Here is an 18,249-nt window from a genome sequence, read left to right as displayed (position 1 = left end):
TAAAGTATAATTCTTTAAAGAATTAAAAGTTTTTAAAGTAAACAAAAGATAAAATATTAAGTCTCTAAATAAGCAAAAAAGTTCAAAAAGTGAACTTTTTGCACTATTATTTTTTAATTTCGTCTACTGAAGCAATGTAAGAAAATTTTTCAGGATTTAGTTCTAAAAATTCGCCTTTAAGAATTCTCTCTACTGAAGAAATAGTATCTTCTAGTGACACAAACACACCACTTCTTAAAGTAAAGTGTTCAGTCATAAAGAAATTTTGTGAGAAGAAATTTTGTAATTGTAAAGCTTTTTTAACAATAGTTTTTGACTCATCATCTAATTCATCAAAACCTAAAATAAGCATAACATCTTCAATTTCTTTATATTTTTGCAAAATATACTTAGTTTCTAAAATTGCGTTGTAGTGACGTTGTCCAATAAATTCTGGGTTAACATTATTTGAAGTTGAAACAAGTGGATCAAAAGCTGGAAAAATATTTTTAGCACTAATTTCACGTGATAACACAAGTGATGAATTAAGGTGATTAAATACAGCAACGGCAGAAGGATCAGATAAATCATCCATTGGTAAAAAGACAGTTTGAAATGAAGTAATAGAACCATTTTCATTACTAAAAAGTCTTTGTTCTGCTTGTGAAATTTCTGTATTTAAAGTAGCTTGATAACCACCAATTGATGGTTTTTTATCTAAAGAAGCAGCAACTTCATTACCAGCTTGTAAGAAACGGAAAATATTGTCAATAAATAATAATACGTTTTCTTTATTGTTATCTCTTAAATATTCAGCTGCAGTAATACCAACCGGTACAATACTCATACGTGCACCTGGATTTTCGTTCATTCTTGAAATATACATAGTTGAATTATGCATTAAATTTGATTCAGTTAAATCATTGTATAGTTCAATAGCTTCTCTTGAACGTTCACCAGAACCTATGAAAATAGCTGAAGTATTTTCTTTTTGTTTTGAAAGATTAAAAATAATTTCTTTCATTAAAACAGTTTTACCAACACCAGCTCCACCAAAAATACCAATTTTATCACCATCAAAAATAGGTACAAAAAAGTCAATAGCTTTAATACCAGTAACCAAAAGTTGTTGTTTTTTAGTATAGTTAGTATTAGTTTTAATAGTAGAATTCATTTCTACTTTAGTTACATCTTGTTTTTCAGGATGGTTTAAATTATTACCTAAAATATCATAAATGTAACCTTTAGATTTGTTACCTACTGGCACTAGGAATGAATGATTTAAAGCAGTTATTTCTTCATTAATAGCTAAATTATCTTTTAAGTCAACTATAACAGCTAATAAAGTGTTATTATCAATAACTTTTTTAACTAATAAATACGAACCATTAGCAGATTTTAATAAAGTGTTAATAGCTGGTAGTTCTTGATTTTTAAATGTTACTTCAATAACATCTGATCAAATTTTCGAAATTTTAGCACTCATTATTTTTCTCCTACTAATTTAGCATGTATTGCATCAAAGTTTTTTTCATTAACTATTGCAAAGACTTTTTTAGCATTGATTTTTCAATTAAGTTTGTATTTAAGAGCATATTTACTTAATAAATAAGCAAAATATTCTTTTACTAAGTTTTGATCCTTGACTTGATCATTAATTAATTCGTTAACTACCTTAGCACATTCTGCATTAATTTTTTCATATTCTACTAAAAAATTAATTGCCATCCAAATATCTTGATCATTTAGAGCATTTAAAATGTTTCATTCAATTAATTTAGCTACTAAGAACATATGTTTTTCGTTATATGAGGTAACACCTTTTTGGTTAAACATTTTTTCTATTTGTTCACCACTTAACATTAAAGCATTAATATCATCATTTAAGTCATACTTAACTGCTACTAATTTAGCTTGTTTTTTAAAAGCTCTATAAAGCTTACCAATAGTTTTAGCAGTACTGTTCATTAATTTATTTTGTACAGCTCCACCAATACGAGAAACAGATAAATTAACATCAATAGCAGGATATTTATTTAAAGCAAATAATTCACTATTAGTTACAATTTGTCCATCAGTTATAGAAATAACGTTTGAAGCAATTAAAGAAGTAATATCATTATCTACTGTTTGTAATATTGGTAAAGCAGTAATTGATTTACGATTTTTAAATTTACCACTTCTTTCTAATAATCTCGCATGAGCATAAAACATATCACCGGGAAAGGCTTCTTTGCCTACTGGTTTATTAATTAATAAAGCAATTTCTCTATAAATATTTGCATGTTTAGTTAAATCATCAAAGACAATTAAAACATCATTTTCATAAGATAAATTTTCAGCATGAGCCATTGCTATGTATGGAGCTAAATATTGTTCATATGGTTTTTCACTTGGAGCATTGATTACAATAGTATATTTATGTGCATCATGTTCTTTTAATAAAGCATAAACATTAGCAATTTCATTTTGATTTTGACCAATTGCTACATAAATACATTTTACGTTTTTATTTTTTTGATTAATAATAGTATTTAAAGCTATAAACGATTTACCTGTTTTTCTATCACCAATAATTAATTCTCTTTGTCCTTTACCAATAGGTATAAGTAAATCGATTAATGAATAACCAGTATTTAATTGTTCTTCTAAAGGTAAATAAGTCATTAAATGATTATTTACATTAAAAATATGACTTTTTTGGGGAAGAAAATTAATCAAATTTAAATTAATAAATTCTTGCGGATGTAATATTTTGCCATAAATATCAATAATTTTGCCAAAATAATCATTAGTAGTTTCAATAGTTTGATTACTATTAGTTGCATTAACAACTTCAGAACCAATTTTATAATCTTCTTGATTTAATTTAATTAAACAAAAAGCTTTATCTTCACTAGCAGAAATAACCATTAAAATAGCATCTTTATTATTAGCTAAATGATAAAGTTCATTTTGTTTAAAAGAACTTTTGCCGCTTATTTCAACAACATAATCATAAACAGCTGAAATATATAATTTATTTTCCATTATTTAATTCCTTTATTTTTTTGTTTTTTAGTAGTTGAATTCATAATGCTTAATGTAATCACACTAACAATTAAAACGGCAATGACAACACCTAAAGTAATTAAAGTAGTAGTGCTTGTAGCATTTGATGTTAAATTTTGTTTGATAATTAAATCATTATAAGCTTTTAAATATTGTGAACTTTCTTGTTCTAAATTATCTTGATCTAAAGTTTTATTTTGTGTTAAAACTGCTAAATTTAAAAATTGTTGTTGTAATAATGCTAATTTAGTAGTAAAAGCTTTAAATTGTTCTTGATCAAAATTATTTTCACTATTAATGCGATCTAAATCAAGAATTAAAAGTGGTAAAGAATTAATTGCTTTATTTAAATTTTCAATATTTAAATTTAATAAAGCAAAATTTTTAGTAATAAGTTCATTTAATTGAACATCTTTTAATTGTTTTAAGTAATTGTTATAAATTTCTCGATAAGTACTTGTTAAATAACTAAAGTATGATAAACGAGAAATAGTTTGATTATGAATAGAATTAGTAAATAAATCCGCCATTAAACTAATTAAATTTTCATTTGTTAATTCATTAGTAAAAGTTTCATTATTAGCTTTAATAGTTGTATTGTTTTTTTGATTTTGAATTAATGCATCTTGTAAAATTTTAAATTGAGATGAATTAATTGTTTGTATAGCTAGAAAAATTTGATTAAAAACTGCTATTGATAAATTACGATTGCCTAAAACGCTTAAATCTAAGTCGGCTTTAATATTCAAAGCATTGTAATAATATTGCATCATTTGATTTATTGCATTAGAAGCAACTTCTAATGATTGTACATATTTACTGTCATTATATTTAGTTATTGTTTTTTCATAAGTGGTTTGTGTGTTATTGGCATTATTTGTTAGTTGAATTGTTGCGAGTAAATTACCATTTTGATCTTCTGTTAATTCAATAACACGATAACTAATACTTTGTAAAATAGGATTAAAAAAGAAAATTGCATCTTGATTAAAAATATTACTATTAGTTTTTAATAAATTAATTAGATTTTCATTACTATCTAATAAATAATCAGCTCTTAAAATAGGACTTAGTCGCGGTACATTTTCTTGAGCCACATCAATTTCAATACCTTCAACAGGTTCTGGATCTATTGGTAAAATAGGTGGAATTGGAGGTTGTGGCATTTCTTCCGGTTCATTGAATTCTTTATTTTGTTTTAAATCAAACTCTAATGATCTTTTGTTAATATTATTTGCAATAAAACTATCAAAATTGTCATAACCTTCTGGAGGTAATAGTTCTATTGAACCATCTTCTTTAACTTCGAATCTTTTTTGATTATTTTCATAACTAGGAAAATCATTTTCATTTACAAAAATAGTTTTTCAATCATTTGCAAAATTAGTTAAATAAGTTCCATGCTGCAATAAAATTTCTTCTTGAGTTAAATTATTTTCAGTAAGTTTTTTTTCTTCTCCATAATCAATTTTACTGTTTTTATCTATATCCTTAGTTTTAGCATAATCTAAAGGATTATTTTGACCAATCATTACATTATCATAGGGATTTTCTAAATATTCAACATTAGCAAAATAATAAGAAGGACTAAATAAAAGATCATCAAAAATAAAATTTAATCCATTTTCCAAAGGATCAGCAACCATTTTTTCTTTATTATTAGTCAAATATTGAATGACTTTCTTTTGATAAGCTATTTTTACTAAATTTTCAACATTGGGTTCTGCTTCGTTTTTTCTCTCTAATTCTGCTATTTCTAAATCAATATTTTTAATAGCATTATTTAATATTTCAGGTAATCTCTCTGATATTATTTGTTTTTGTTTTTCTTTTGCTGCTGCAAAATCAGTTTTTTCTTTAGGAACATTTTCATTATTACTATTACTTTCAGAATTATTATCTGTTTCTGCTGATAAAGCAAAAACAATTGGAATAGTACTAACAATAGGGGCAAAAGATAAAAGTTTTTTTATTTTCATGGTTCCTCACATGCGAAAAGAGAGAAATAAATTTGAGCTTTTAAACGATAAGCTTTTTGTTTTAAAATTAGTAAATTAGCAATATTGCTTGCGTTATTATTATCATTAATTTGAAATGTTTTTAAAAGAATGTCTTTTTTCAATTTACTATATTCTTGATTAAGTTTTTTTAATTCATTTTTATTTTTATCATTTTGTTCATAAACAAAATATTCTTGATTGTAATATAAATTTATTTGACCTTTATTACTTTGAATTAATAATGAATCAAAGAAGATAAAATATTCTTTTTTATTATAAGTTAAAGAGCATAAAACATTTTGAAAACTTAATAAAGCATTATTTTCAATTTTATTTCATTTATCATTTAAATTAAAATTAACTTTAAAATCAGTTGCTTTTACTGTTGTTTGAATATTGTTAGCAGATAAAAGATTTAATTGAATCATTATTTTTGTCCGCCTTTTTCATGTAATAAATCTTTTTTCTTAGATAGAATAGAAATTTCTTCAATTTCTTTTTCTCTTTTAGCTTTCAATAAAGTTCTTTTTTGAAATTTAATTTTTTCTTCAAGGTCATTTAAAGTACTATTTTGTGCAACCAATTTATATTTTTCGTAAATTAATGCTGATTCAGTTAATAAAGTATATAAAGCAAAAATTAAATATGATTCTAATTCAGAATTGATAAATTCATCTAAATTCTGTCCTATTTTATGAGAAGATAAATTTGATTTAAATAAAGATGAAGATTGATGATGTTCTAAAACAAAATTATTTTCGTAAATAGGCAATAATTGAATATGTTTTTGTTTGATTTTTGAAGAATTAATTATAACATTTAAATTAACAAAATCTTGAGTTTGAAAACTATTAATAATAATTTTAGGTAGAATTTGACTTAAATAAGTAATTTCATTTTGTTTGTAACTAAATAATATGTGATAATTATGTTTTTGTGCAAATCTAATTGCTCTTTCACCAATTACAATAATTTGATCATTATTTTTATCAATAACATTAACTAAATGTTTTTCATGTTTTTGATATGAATTAGTACTATATTTTTCCTCTTCACTAATATAAACTCATAAAGTTTTTAATTTAGTAAAAGAAATTAGATTATTTTTTTTATTTAAAGTAGATTGATCAGCACTAAATTTTTTTAAAACTTCTTCAATTATGTATTTAGAATAATTCATACGATCTAAATAAAAACTAATTGATCTAGAAAGTTTTAATAAATTAACTAGAGTAATATTTTTGTTAGATTCAACAATTTTATAAATTTTTTTCAAGGAATTATATCTAGTTTCAATAGATTTTTTATTCATCGATAAATTTTTCCCCAATAAATAATTTATAGCCTAATTGACTTTTAAAGATAATACAATCTCTTAAAAACTCAATTTTAAAATTGTTATCTAATAAATTGTTTAAAAAAGTATTTAAATTTGCTTTTATTGCATCATTATTTGAAGTTAAATCAATGTCAGCAACATTTGAATTAGCTTTAAAATCTATTTTAGGTACAAAAGCATTCAAATTAAATCTTGGATCACGACTAAAAGTTAAAACAAATTGGTCCAAAACTAAATTCTTTTTTGACAAAAAGAAATTTTTTAATAATGTAAATAAATGATTTTTTAATTCTTCTTCAGAATAATTGAATTTTAAAGAAAAAGAATTTCAAAATTGTTCATAATCAATAAAATTATTAGTATTTTTTACATTATTAAATTCTTGTAAAATTTTGTTTTTATATTCTTGAGCCTTTTTATTAAATTCAAGAATAATTTTTTGATTATTGCTTATTTTTTTACTTTTAGTTAGATTTTTTTGGGACTTTTTGAACATGTTCTTTGCCTTTCTTAATGTTTTCTTTATTTATGATATTATTAATTATTTTAGTTAAAATAGCATAAATAATTGGTGAAATTACCATTAATAAACTTATAACTAAAGAAGCTAAAACAAATACGGTTGCTATATCAAAAATATGTGTTCAAACTAATAAATAATAATTATTTTCATTCGTAGTTAAATATAATAAATTACTAAAAATCAAAATTGCACTACCCGTTATAAGATAAAAACTAAGAAGTAAATTTTCAAAAGAATTTAATTTATATTTATTTTTTAAAAGTAGAGTTAAATAATTTATAAATACTAAAGTTAAACAAGTAATATTAATTATTAAGCGATTTTGAAAATTTAATAATAAATTTGCAATTAATAGTAAAAAAGAATTAATTAATAAATTTAAAATAAAATATTTTTTTTGGTCGAAATTATTAAATCATTTTTGTGAAAAAATAGTTAAAAAGATAAAACTTAAAGATAATAAAATAATTAAAGAAATTACTAAAACAAAAATAATTAATTCATTGTTATTTTCAATTTTAAAAATTAATTCTTTTGTTTTAGTTTTGAATAAAGCATAAAAAGCAAAAATTATCGATGCTAAAAATAACATTAAAAAGTTTTTAACTAAGTGTTTTAATATTTTATTTCTTATAACTGAATTAAAGATTTTATTTTTATTAGCAAAAAATTTATGTGCAATCATTAAAGCAAAAACAAAAATTAAAGCAAATATAATTAAATTTTTATAAATTGGTGTAACAACAAAAATTCTTTGTAAACGATTAATAAAAGAATTATTAATAAATATTGCGGTAATTTGTTTATCAGCTAAAAAAACTTGTAAAACATAAAAACCTATTGCAATTAAAACAATTTTAATTAATAAATAACTTATTTCTAAAATAATCTTTCTTAAATCTAAAGTAAAGTATTTATTTTGCATACTTAAACTAAAGAAATCATAACTTAAATCAATAATCAATAATGGAATAATTACAAAAGAATTTTTTAATAAGGTATTAGCTTGTGTATTAGAATTAACATTTAAACTAAAAGCAAATAAAACTAATAAAGCTAAAGCATAAAGATTATAAAGAACATACCATGTAATATATTTAGAAAATTTTAAGTTATTTTTATTGACTAAAAAATAACTTTTCATAGTACTTATTATTATTAAAAGACCAAAGAGAATTACAGTATAAAATACATAGAAATTTGATCCCTTATGTAAAGTATAAGAAGTGTTAAACAAATCTTCATAAGAAAGTAAATTAACACTTAAATGCTTCATAGCAAATTCAAATAAGAAGCCAAAAATAACAACAAAGATAAACAGAGTAGATAAAGCTATAACTCTTAAAATATTTTCTTTTTCTCAATTGAATCTTAAAACTTTTGGATTAATCAAACGAGATGATTTCACTATTTCCTCCATTAGTATCAAAGTTGCTTGGTTTTACAATTGCTGTTTTACCAAAAGTAGTAAAAGCTTGAGAATCATTTAATGTATTTGCCATTACTTGATTGTCCACATATACAGTATTGAAAACTGCCTTGCCTGATTCAATTAATCCATAAAGTTCCGGACCTCAATTATCGCCTAAATCCACAGCATTACCTTGTATATAAAGTGTATCAACTTTTCGAGGAGAAACAAACATTAACTTAGGACGATCAGGTCCTTTAATTAATAAAGCTGATCATTGTTGTAAATGAAGCGTTTTTGCATCAACAGTGAAAACATTAGTCTTATTAAATAAAGTTAATTTCTTAAAAACACGATTATAAAAATTCATACCTTGTAAACTTCTTATTTTTGGTATATTTGAAAAATCTAAGTAAGTTGGTCATGAACCGTCACCAAATGAACCTTGAAAAATTCTTTCATTAAATCTATCCTTTAAAGCAATTTTTAATCCTTCATTAATTTGATCTAAAGTCATACCTTTATCAAATTTTAAAGTATTAAATACTATTGATCCAGGCATATCACGATTATTTCCAGGAATGCCTGGTAAGCCAATATCATAGTTATAATCAAAAGTAATATTTTCTACTCCTTTAAGTGCATAAGGATTTATAGCTCAATCATCAGCTATAGTATTGCTTGAATTATATAAATCAATTTCTTTAATTTTTTTGTCTTTCAAACCAATTAATGATGAAGTGTCCTTGCCTTCGAAAAATAGCGTTAATTTTTGAATACTATTTGGCATTTTAGAAAGAATTTCACTAAAATCTTGAGTTTTATCAAATAATCCCATGTTTTTTATAACAATACCATCAATTTTTTTTCTAGCTTTTTCAGCATCTAATAAGAATTTAAGAAAACTATTGTATCCCTCTTTATTTGTTGCATCTAAAACAGCAATAGTTCTTTTTTCATTAACATTGCTTTTAGCAAAAGCTGAAGTAGGATTATATTCTAAAACAGTAATTCCTTTATTACTACTTGCTCCTAAAAATCTAAAAGTATTAGTAACATCACGTTTACTAAAACCTTCATAATCTAAATTTCTAATAGTACCTGAAGTACGTTTATATTCAGTATCATATGGGAAATATCTTTTTTTATTATCTGCAATTAATTTATTTCTTACTACGTTATCACTATGATCAGCAAAACCTCAAACATTACCGAATGAACCTCAGTGTAAACTAGGAACCATACCTTTAGCTAACATACTTTCAAGATCTTTTTGATAGTTTTCTCACATTAATTTAAATGATAAAGAATAATTGTGCCGATTGTCTTTATATGGTCAGCCGATAGCATTCGCTTTTTCTTCAGTAGTTCTACCATCACTTACAATTAAACCATTTAATAAAGAACTTCAATCATTATCTCCTTCATTTTTTGTATAAGCATTTAATTTTCTTATATCATTAATTGATTTATTAATTTCATTAATTTGTTCTGGTGTGAATTTTGCTGGAATATTTTGAGAAATTGTTACTAAATTATTTATTGCTGTTCTAATAGTTTTTTTGTCTATTTCACTTAATTGACCTTTAGGAGTTTCCACAGGTTTGAGTGTACTAAAATCTAAATCAGGTAATTTATTTATATTAACAATACCTTCTGAAGCTTGAGGCAACATATCTTCTATTGTTGGTTTTTTAGATTCGGGTTCTGGTTTGGGCATTGGCTGAGGTTCGGGCTCTGGAATAGGCTCCGGATCAGGCTCAGGTTCAGGTCGAGGAATTGGTTCTGGTTCTGGTTCTGGAACAGGTTCATGTTTAACAACTACAATTGGTTCATCTACTATATCTTTAGGAGGTTCAGTATTTTCAATCTGTTTTGGAACATCAGTAAATACTTTTGTTTCTTCTTCTTTTTCATCAACATCTTTTTCTTCTGAACCTGAATTTTGTTTTTCTGGTTCTTCATCATTTTGATTATTAGTAGATGGTATAACTGGTTCAATAGGTTCTTCAACCGGATTTTCAGGTTTAGGTTCTAGTATTGGTTTAGGATCAGGTTCCGCTGGTTCGGGTTCCGCTGGTTCGGGTTCCGCTGGTTCGGGTTCCGCTGGTTCGGGTTCCGCTGGTTCGGGTTCCGCTGGTTCGGGTTCCGCTGGTTCGGGTTCCGCTGGTTCGGGTTCCGCTGGTTCGGGTTCCGCTGGTTCGGGTTCCGCTGGTTCGGGTTCCGCTGGTTCGGGTTCCGCTGGTTCGGGTTCCGCTGGTTCGGGTTCCGCTGGTTCGGGTTCCGCTGGTTCGGGTTCCGCTGGTTCGGGTTCCGCTGGTTCGGGTTCCGCTGGTTCGGGTTCCGCTGGTTCGGGTTCCGCTGGTTTGGACTCTGGATCTTTTGTTTCTTCTTTCTCTTTAATATCTTGTTTCACTTCTGTAGTTTCTTTTTGTGGTTCTGGTAATTCTTTTAAATTATTATCTTTATTAGATGAATTGCTATCATTAGTTTCAACATTTTTAGTATTAATTGTTGAAATATCGCCTCTTGAAGCAATAATAACATTTAAATCTCTAGCTTTTTCACTGCTATTATCAGTTATAACTTTAGCCGTTACTGCTCCAGCAACACCTAAAATACTAATAGCACCAAAATTAATTAATAATTTAATTTTTTTAGCTCTAATCATTATGCTTCCTTCTTATTAAAACGAAATTCAGTTGGTATATTTTCAATTTCTAAACCATTAGGAAATAATCAAGTTTTAATCTTTTCATTATGAGATTTTAATGCTTCTCTATATGAAGTTCTTTGATTCTCTCCTCCTCCATATATAAGATCATATTCTTCTAGTTGATATTTACCATAAAAACCTTGATATGTATCTTTTTCACTTCTTAATGCTTGAGTATAAGTAGTTAAAGAAACTCCACTTGCATCAGCTGTAGCAAAATTAATTCCTACGATTTTATTATCAATTGTTCTTAAGCTTGAACCAGAAGCTCCTCCTAACGGTTGTCAAGAGTTTAAAGAATAACCCAAACCATAATTTGTATATTCATATTTATTGTATGAAGATTGATTATCTTTTATAAAGTTATATTGATAACCTTTATTATTTTCAGCATGAATAAGAGGATTAACAATACTATAATCAAGAATACCAGGCATATCTAAATGATTTCTTATACTTAAGGCTTTATTAAAGCCATTGCCATATTCCTTAGTTGATATACGATTAGGTATTTCTTTACCTTCAGCTATATAAAAAGGTTTATTTATTCATAAACTTTGACTATTTTTACCATAATAATCTTCGGTTTCAACATATTTTCTTTCAATGAAATTATCAGTATTTGATAAAGGAAATCCTAAAGCTATTAAATTAATATCTATTTTAGGAATATCAGCTTTAGTTCCGTTAGTTAAAGGTACATTTTTAATTATTTCTTTTTCATCCTCTTTATATGTTGCTTTTAATGATTTAGAAGAAAACGTAAATTTATCTTCTTTTTTTCAATTAGCAAAATTACTTGTTGCAATTTTAGCTAATTCTTGAGCATTTTGAACTTTTACATCAGCAAAATAATTATTATCACTAGTATGTTTAGTGTAAGAATAATTATTCGTTGAATTTTTAAAATTAAATTCCAAAACTGCAAAATCAGCCGATTCTTCTAAAGTGCTTAATTCTGAAGTATTATCTACATAATCTTTAGGACTTGTTTTAAGAAAATCTACACCAGCATAAATTAATTTAACTTGTTCAGGTTTAAATGTAAATTTTTCTGCAGTGTAAGCTAAATCATTAACATTTAATCATTGATCTAATGGCGTATTTTCATTAAAATGTGTTAAAGAAATTTGTTTCGTAGTTCCTAAAAAACCTTTATCAATTTGTCTTTTAGCTTGATCATATTCTTTTCTAAATTCTAAATCCAAAGCTTCTCATTGTTTATTAACGTTTGCATTTTTTTCTTGATAAAGTTTAGGTAAATCTTCATTCGTAATTTTATTCATTAAATTTTGATAATAAGCTACTTTAGTTTGATCATTATCAGTTTCTGCTTGTTGTCTTAAACCTAAATAATGTTTTTTTTCTTTTAATAAACGTTCAATGGGTTCATCATATACATCATTAATTTCTTTTCACTTAGCTTCACCTTTATCAACAACAGCTTTAAATTTTACATATTTTTCATATTCTAATTCTTGATCTATAAAATTAGTAAAACGATCATTAGTATTTGCATTAGTTTTTAAATCTTTCAAAAAAGCAGCAGCAACGTGTGCGTTAGTAGCTAGATATCATTTAGTAGGATAATTATTTTCATCTAATTCATAATCTAAAATTCAGGCAGTACCTTTATATAATTGATAAGAATTGTTTGGATTAATTTTTTCAATTAAATCATTAGAATTAGAAAATTCGATAGCAAAAGATTCTAATGCAACTTTTTTATAAAGCTCATTAGGTAAATATCTTGGCAAACCTCTATTATTAGGTTGAGAATTTCAATAAGCTGCTTTTGTAGAATTTCTTATAGGATTCAAAAATAAATAGTCATTGCTAGTTTTAAATGAAAAATTTCTTAATATTGAGCTTTGATAATCAGGTAAATTCAATTGTTTTGCTTTTTCATTATATTGATCAATTTGTAATTGATCATTCAAAGAAGGAACCTGATAATTGACTTTAATAAAATCATTAACAGTCTTAAAATCACCATTTAAATCACTAAGAGCTTTAATGTAAGCCTCTAAATCTATTTTGCTTTTTTCATTGGGACTTAAACTATTATAACTTTGATAATCTGTATCTACTAATTCTGGTCTTCCAGGAATTCTTGCATTAACTGTATTAGTGTTATTAGGTAAAAAATTTGGCCCTGAAGGTTGTACTTCTACTTTATCACCTTCTTTTGCCAAAGCGTTATCATAATCTTTATTTTTTTCTTTTGAAGTATCTTTATTTTTTGAATCTGATGGTTTTGTATCTACATCGTTAAATTTTTTTTCTTTAATATTTTCTTCATCATTAACACAAGCAGTAAATAAAGGAGTTAAAACAAAAATGCTTGAAGCATTAAGAGTTAATAGTAATTTAAATTTTCTTTTCATTTTATTCCTTTCAACAATAATATAATTACATTATATTAATTGAGATAATTTAATTATATGTAATTCAAAAAAAAAAAAAAAAAACGACTTTATTATTTTGTATTTAAGTCGTTTTTTTAATAATTTATTATTAAAAGTAATTATTTATTCATTTGTTGAGCCACTTCCGCAGCAAAATCAGTAACTACTTTTTCAATTCCTTCACCTACTGTATATCTAACAGCATCTAATAATTGTGAATTTTGAGTACTTAATAATTTTTCAATAGTTAATGAATCATCAATCATAAAAGCTTGCTTTTCTAAAACAAATTCTGCAAGTTTTTTATCTAATGAACCTTGAAGAATTTTTTCTTGAATATTTGCTGGTTTGTTTTCAAAACCAGTTGGTTTGACAAATTCTGCTTTTAAAATTTCAATTCTTTCTGCAGGAACTTGATTTACAAATACATATTCTGGTTTCATAGCTGCAGCATGCATTGCAACATTTCTAGCCAATTCTTCATTTTGACCTTTGATTTTAACTAAAGCACCAATTTGCCCGTTAATATGTGCAAAAGCACCTAAAACTTCATTTTCATTAGCAGTTAATGAAACAAATCTTCTAAATGAAATTTTTTCTCCAATGGTTGCTGTTAAATTATCAATAAATTCATTTAATGTAACACCATTAATAACTACTTTATTTAAATCTTCATTGTTATTAACTTGTGATTCTAATAAAGCATTTGCAACAGTTTGAACAGCTGTTTTGAATTGTTCATTTTTAGCCACAAAATCAGTTTCACAGTTTATTTCTACTAAAACAGCTCTTTTAGCATTTTTTGCAATAGCTAAAGAACCTTCAGCTGAAACTCTATCAGCTTTTTTAGCTGCTTTAATTTTGCCATTACTTTTTAATCAAATAATAGCTTTTTCAACATCTCAATTTGATTCTTCTAATGATTTTTTAACATCAATCATTCCACCGTTAGTTCTTTCACGAACTTCTTTAATTAAAGCTAATTTATCAATTGCCATAATTATTCTCCTTTAGTAGTTTCTGCTTCTTTTTTTACAAAAACTTTACGGTTTGAATCTTTTTTTTCTGCTTCAAATTTTGGTAATACAATAGCTTCATCACCTTGATAAGCAAATTTAGCTTTTCCGCCTCTTGCTGTAGCAATAGCATCAGCTAAAATTGTAATAATTACATTAATACTTTTTGCTGAATCATCATTTGCCGGGATACCAAAATCAACTAAATCAGGATCTGTATTTGAATCCAGTAATCCAATAACTTTAACACCTTTTTTTCTTGCTTCTTTAACAGCAATTTCATCTTCATTTGGATCGGCAATAATCATAAAATTAGTAGGTCCTTGCATTTTTTTAATACCATCTAAATTTGTATGTAATTTAGCAAGTTTTTTTTCTAATTCTAAAACTTCTTTTTTAGTTCTATTTGGAAAACCTTCTAATTTCATTTGTTCTAATTCTTCCATTGTTTTAATTCTTTTTGAAATAGTTTGGAAATTAGTAAAAGTACCACCTAATCATCTTTCTGAAACGTAAAAACTGTTAGTTCTTATAGCATTTTCTTTAATTGATTCTTTTGCTTGTTTTTTTGTTCCAACAAAAATAAAGCTAGTTCTTGGGTTAGCAGCAAATTTATTTAACAATTTATAAATAAATTCTAAACGTTTAAGAGTAGAATTTGTATCAATAATGTGAATACCACGTTTTGATTGACTATTTGGCAATAAAAATTCTTTCATTTTAGGATTTCATTGACTAGTTTTGTGGCCAAAATAAGTTCCAGCCTCTAATAATTTATCTCTAGAAATAATAAGTTTTTTTTCTTCTGGTTTTGAAACTTTTTGAGTTTCATCTTTGATTTGTTCTGTCATTTTTTTAATTCCTTTAGTTTGTTATTTCTCGCTACAATTTCGAACATCTAGCACTTTATTTTCTTTTTTTAAATAAAGCACACCCAAATGAATTCATTGTAGTGGTTTTAATATAATTTGTACAAATGTGAATTTTTATAAAAATTCTTTTTTATTTTAACAAAAATAAAATTAAAAGTGCAATAAAATTTATAATAAACAAACAAAAAGATAATCATTTTTTTATTTAATAAAAATGTGAATTTAAAAAAAATAAATAAGGAGAATAAAATATGGCTTTTAAAAAGAAATTAGCATGAACATTAGGATTAGGTTTGACTGTAACTGGAGTTTCTTTAGGAATTGCTTTTGCTACTTATTTAGTTTTAAATAAAGAAAATGATTCATTTTATGTTAATTTGCCTATTTCTAACAATGGACAAAATATTCATATTGAAAACGAAAGTGACAATTATGATGTTTATGAAGAAGATTTTTTAAAAATTAAATTAGACGAGAAATATTTATTAAATGAACAAACTAAAAATCTCATTTCTAGTTTAAATCAAGATCCAAACAATTGATTAAAAGAAGAATATTTTTCTTATGAACAAGATAAAAATATTATCGTTTATACTGATCCTATTAATGGTTTAAAATTTAAAGATCACTCTTATGGTGAATTTGACAATTCTAATAAGCAACAAAAAGAAAAACGTTTTTTACTTGAAGAATATGGTTTAGCTTTATTGGCTAATCATTTCTACGCTAAAATGACTTTTGGACCAGAAATAACTCATTTAAATGAAATCAATGTTAATGATTTGCGTTTTACAGACATTAATGCTAATGGTTTGTATATAACTAATATTGAAAATATTTATTTAAACGGTTCTTTTGTTGCAGAAAAAGGTTTTACCATAGATCAAAAAGTTAAATATTTAATGCCTATTTTATTTCATGAATATATGCATCATTGAGCTAATTCATATGTTACTAATTTAGATTTTAATAATTCTTTTATTAAAGCAACTTATCGCACTGATGAAAACCCTATAGGAACATATGGTTATTATTACAAAGAATTTTATGATAATTTTGCTTATTTATTGCATTTTCAAGATAAAGAAGAAAATCTTAACATTTCAAATGAAATTAATTTTAATCAAAAATCAGATAATGTTTATTTTGTTGGTAATATTTTTAATACTAAAAATCTTTTTGAATTAGGAAATACTAACGATAATGAACGTTATCAATATTTACTTGATGCACTTAAAGATATAGCCGAATATCATCCTGAAAAGAAAGTTACTTTTAAACGTAATAATATAAATAATCGTTTTATTAATTCAGAGTATTATCCAAGTATTTTGCCTTACTATTATTCAATTGTAGAATTAATACCAAGAGAATGATTAAAATTTGCCTTTGCCCCATATTATAGCGCTAGTGATTATAATAATGTTAATTTTAATAATCTAACGCAGGCTAATAAAAAATATCAAACAATACAAAATTACTGATTAACTGGTTATAAAGAAAATAATAGTAATTCAATTATTTATACTAATAATTCTTATGTTTTAGATTGAGCAAGAACAGTTAATAATGGCATTTATTTATCTAATTCTAATAGTCGCAATAATCGTTTTAACAATCGTAATAGTAATATTCAAAATTTTGAAAATAATGTTTGACCTTATCAATTAACTCAAAGACAAAATGGAGAAATAGTTAACCAAACACCTGTCTATAAGTTGTTTTATAAACTTTTTTTAGATTCAATGGGATTTAATAAAAAAATTGTACAAATAAGATCAAAAATTAATGCTCAAGTTAATCAAATTCATGATATTAAAATTGATACAAGTGCTAATACTATTAATCAAATTTCTTTATCAGGTTATTTAAATTCATTAGATTATAACGCTATAGTTTTGGAACAAAATAATCAACAAACAATTGTGCCGATTAAATATACTCCATTTATGCGTTTTAATGCTTTTAATAAGGCAATTAATAATGAAAATTATAAAGAAATTGATATATTAAAACCAAGTGATATTTATGAAAATTTAAACAATTATGTCGCTTATACTAGCGAATATTTTGATAGTAGTAAATTAACTAAAGCTAATATTAGTTTCTGAAAAGATGCTAATAAAAATGGTATAATTGATACGGGTGAATTAGAAAGTAATTTTAAAGAAAATCCTTTATCAGAAAGACCATTAATTACTTCTAATGCCAAAGAATTTTACTTAAATTTACATAATTTTGCTTGGAAAACTATCATTCCTATTTTTAACAATATTAATAAACAATATACTTTACAACTAAATAATATTTTTTACAATATAAAAGAGAAAAATGAATTATAAAAATTCCCCAATTGTTGGCTCACTTATCACTGTACAAGCATATAAATATAATGGCACACTATATCGACAATGAAACGACGTTAAGGTTTTAAAAAATACTCCTAAACAAATCATTTTAGTTTTGTATAAAAATAAAGTTAATGAACTAAATAAAAAAGATTGATATTATAAAGAACCTGTGATTTGATTTTTGCCTAAAAATGAAATGCACAATGCTTTAATATTGTTAAAAAATAAAAATTATGTATATGTAAATATTGCTTCCACACCTATTTTTGAGGATCAAACTTTAAAATTTATTGACTTAGATATTGATATTAAAAAATATCCTGATAAACCTTTATCAATTGTTGATCAAGAAGATTTAGCTATTAATTCAATAAAATGAAAATATCCTAAAAAACTAATGAATAAAATTCTTAATTCAGTAAGTAATGTAGTTAATAAAAATATAAAAAATCAACATTATTACAACGAAAAAATTGTTGATTATTACATAGATATAGCTAAAAAAAATTATGCTATTAAGTGAGACTTTCGTAATAATAAAAAAACTAAATAATTTTATTAAAAAGCATTTAAAATGCTTTTT

General features: G+C 24.7%; 13 protein-coding genes. 2 read left to right on the top strand and 11 right to left on the bottom strand.

Annotated features, from left to right (window positions below; all coding sequences use genetic code 4):
• Nucleotides 1-106 precede the first annotated feature (106 nt).
• The 11 genes from NPA14_RS00940 to rpsB form a co-directional block, all read right to left on the bottom strand.
• Entirely contained in the window at nucleotides 107-1,465 is a 1,359-nt protein-coding gene (locus NPA14_RS00940; RefSeq protein WP_257076150.1) for an MSC_0618 family F1-like ATPase beta subunit, read from the bottom strand.
• Nucleotides 1,465-3,009, bottom strand: a complete 1,545-nt coding sequence (locus NPA14_RS00935; protein WP_257076149.1) for an MSC_0619 family F1-like ATPase alpha subunit — start codon at nucleotides 3,007-3,009, stop codon at nucleotides 1,465-1,467. The genes NPA14_RS00940 and NPA14_RS00935 overlap by 1 nt, the downstream gene beginning before the upstream one ends.
• On the bottom strand, nucleotides 3,009-5,009 hold the full coding sequence (locus NPA14_RS00930) for an MSC_0620 family F1-like ATPase-associated subunit (protein ID WP_257076147.1): 2,001 nt from the start codon (nucleotides 5,007-5,009) through the stop codon (nucleotides 3,009-3,011). The genes NPA14_RS00935 and NPA14_RS00930 overlap by 1 nt, the downstream gene beginning before the upstream one ends.
• A complete protein-coding gene (locus tag NPA14_RS00925; RefSeq protein WP_257076146.1) occupies nucleotides 5,000-5,458 on the bottom strand; it encodes an MSC_0621 family F1-like ATPase epsilon subunit in 459 nt (152 codons plus the stop codon). The genes NPA14_RS00930 and NPA14_RS00925 overlap by 10 nt, the downstream gene beginning before the upstream one ends.
• Nucleotides 5,458-6,342, bottom strand: a complete 885-nt coding sequence (locus tag NPA14_RS00920) for an MSC_0622 family F1-like ATPase gamma subunit (RefSeq protein ID WP_191584554.1) — start codon at nucleotides 6,340-6,342, stop codon at nucleotides 5,458-5,460. Before NPA14_RS00920 ends, NPA14_RS00925 begins: the two co-directional genes overlap by 1 nt.
• Nucleotides 6,335-6,865, bottom strand: a complete 531-nt coding sequence (locus tag NPA14_RS00915; protein ID WP_257076142.1) for a DUF2714 domain-containing protein — start codon at nucleotides 6,863-6,865, stop codon at nucleotides 6,335-6,337. The genes NPA14_RS00920 and NPA14_RS00915 overlap by 8 nt, the downstream gene beginning before the upstream one ends.
• Complete coding sequence (locus tag NPA14_RS00910; protein ID WP_257076141.1) at nucleotides 6,834-8,300, bottom strand: MSC_0624 family F1-like ATPase-associated membrane protein; 1,467 nt, start codon at nucleotides 8,298-8,300, stop codon at nucleotides 6,834-6,836. The genes NPA14_RS00915 and NPA14_RS00910 overlap by 32 nt, the downstream gene beginning before the upstream one ends.
• A complete protein-coding gene (locus NPA14_RS00905) occupies nucleotides 8,278-10,974 on the bottom strand; it encodes a putative immunoglobulin-blocking virulence protein (RefSeq protein WP_257076140.1) in 2,697 nt (898 codons plus the stop codon). Before NPA14_RS00905 ends, NPA14_RS00910 begins: the two co-directional genes overlap by 23 nt.
• Nucleotides 10,974-13,406 (bottom strand): Ig-specific serine endopeptidase MIP, encoded by a 2,433-nt coding sequence (gene mip, locus NPA14_RS00900; protein ID WP_257076139.1) that lies wholly within the window; start codon nucleotides 13,404-13,406, stop codon nucleotides 10,974-10,976. The genes NPA14_RS00905 and mip overlap by 1 nt, the downstream gene beginning before the upstream one ends.
• Nucleotides 13,407-13,546: 140 nt before the next feature.
• Nucleotides 13,547-14,425, bottom strand: a complete 879-nt coding sequence (gene tsf / locus NPA14_RS00895; protein WP_257076137.1) for a translation elongation factor Ts — start codon at nucleotides 14,423-14,425, stop codon at nucleotides 13,547-13,549.
• A gap of 2 nt (nucleotides 14,426-14,427) precedes the next feature.
• Nucleotides 14,428-15,294: a 30S ribosomal protein S2 gene (rpsB, locus tag NPA14_RS00890; protein WP_257076135.1), complete on the bottom strand. Its 867-nt coding sequence runs from the start codon at nucleotides 15,292-15,294 to the stop codon at nucleotides 14,428-14,430.
• A gap of 272 nt (nucleotides 15,295-15,566) precedes the next feature.
• Between rpsB and NPA14_RS00885 the strand changes: the two genes are divergently transcribed.
• Together NPA14_RS00885 and NPA14_RS00880 are read left to right on the top strand one after the other, a co-directional pair.
• The gene (locus NPA14_RS00885) at nucleotides 15,567-17,657 is read left to right on the top strand and encodes an MYPU_1760 family metalloprotease (RefSeq protein WP_257076133.1); all 2,091 of its coding nucleotides are present in this window, start codon (nucleotides 15,567-15,569) and stop codon (nucleotides 17,655-17,657) included.
• Nucleotides 17,647-18,219 (top strand): DUF402 domain-containing protein, encoded by a 573-nt coding sequence (locus NPA14_RS00880; protein ID WP_257076131.1) that lies wholly within the window; start codon nucleotides 17,647-17,649, stop codon nucleotides 18,217-18,219. Before NPA14_RS00885 ends, NPA14_RS00880 begins: the two co-directional genes overlap by 11 nt.
• Nucleotides 18,220-18,249 lie beyond the last annotated feature (30 nt).

The sequence above is a fragment of the Mycoplasma sp. 1018B genome (genome assembly GCF_024582675.1).
In the GTDB taxonomy this organism is placed as follows: Bacteria; Bacillota_I; Bacilli_A; order Mycoplasmatales; family Metamycoplasmataceae; genus Mycoplasmopsis.
Note: the sequence above shows the minus strand (reverse complement) of the source record. Positions and strands in the feature narration are given on the sequence as shown.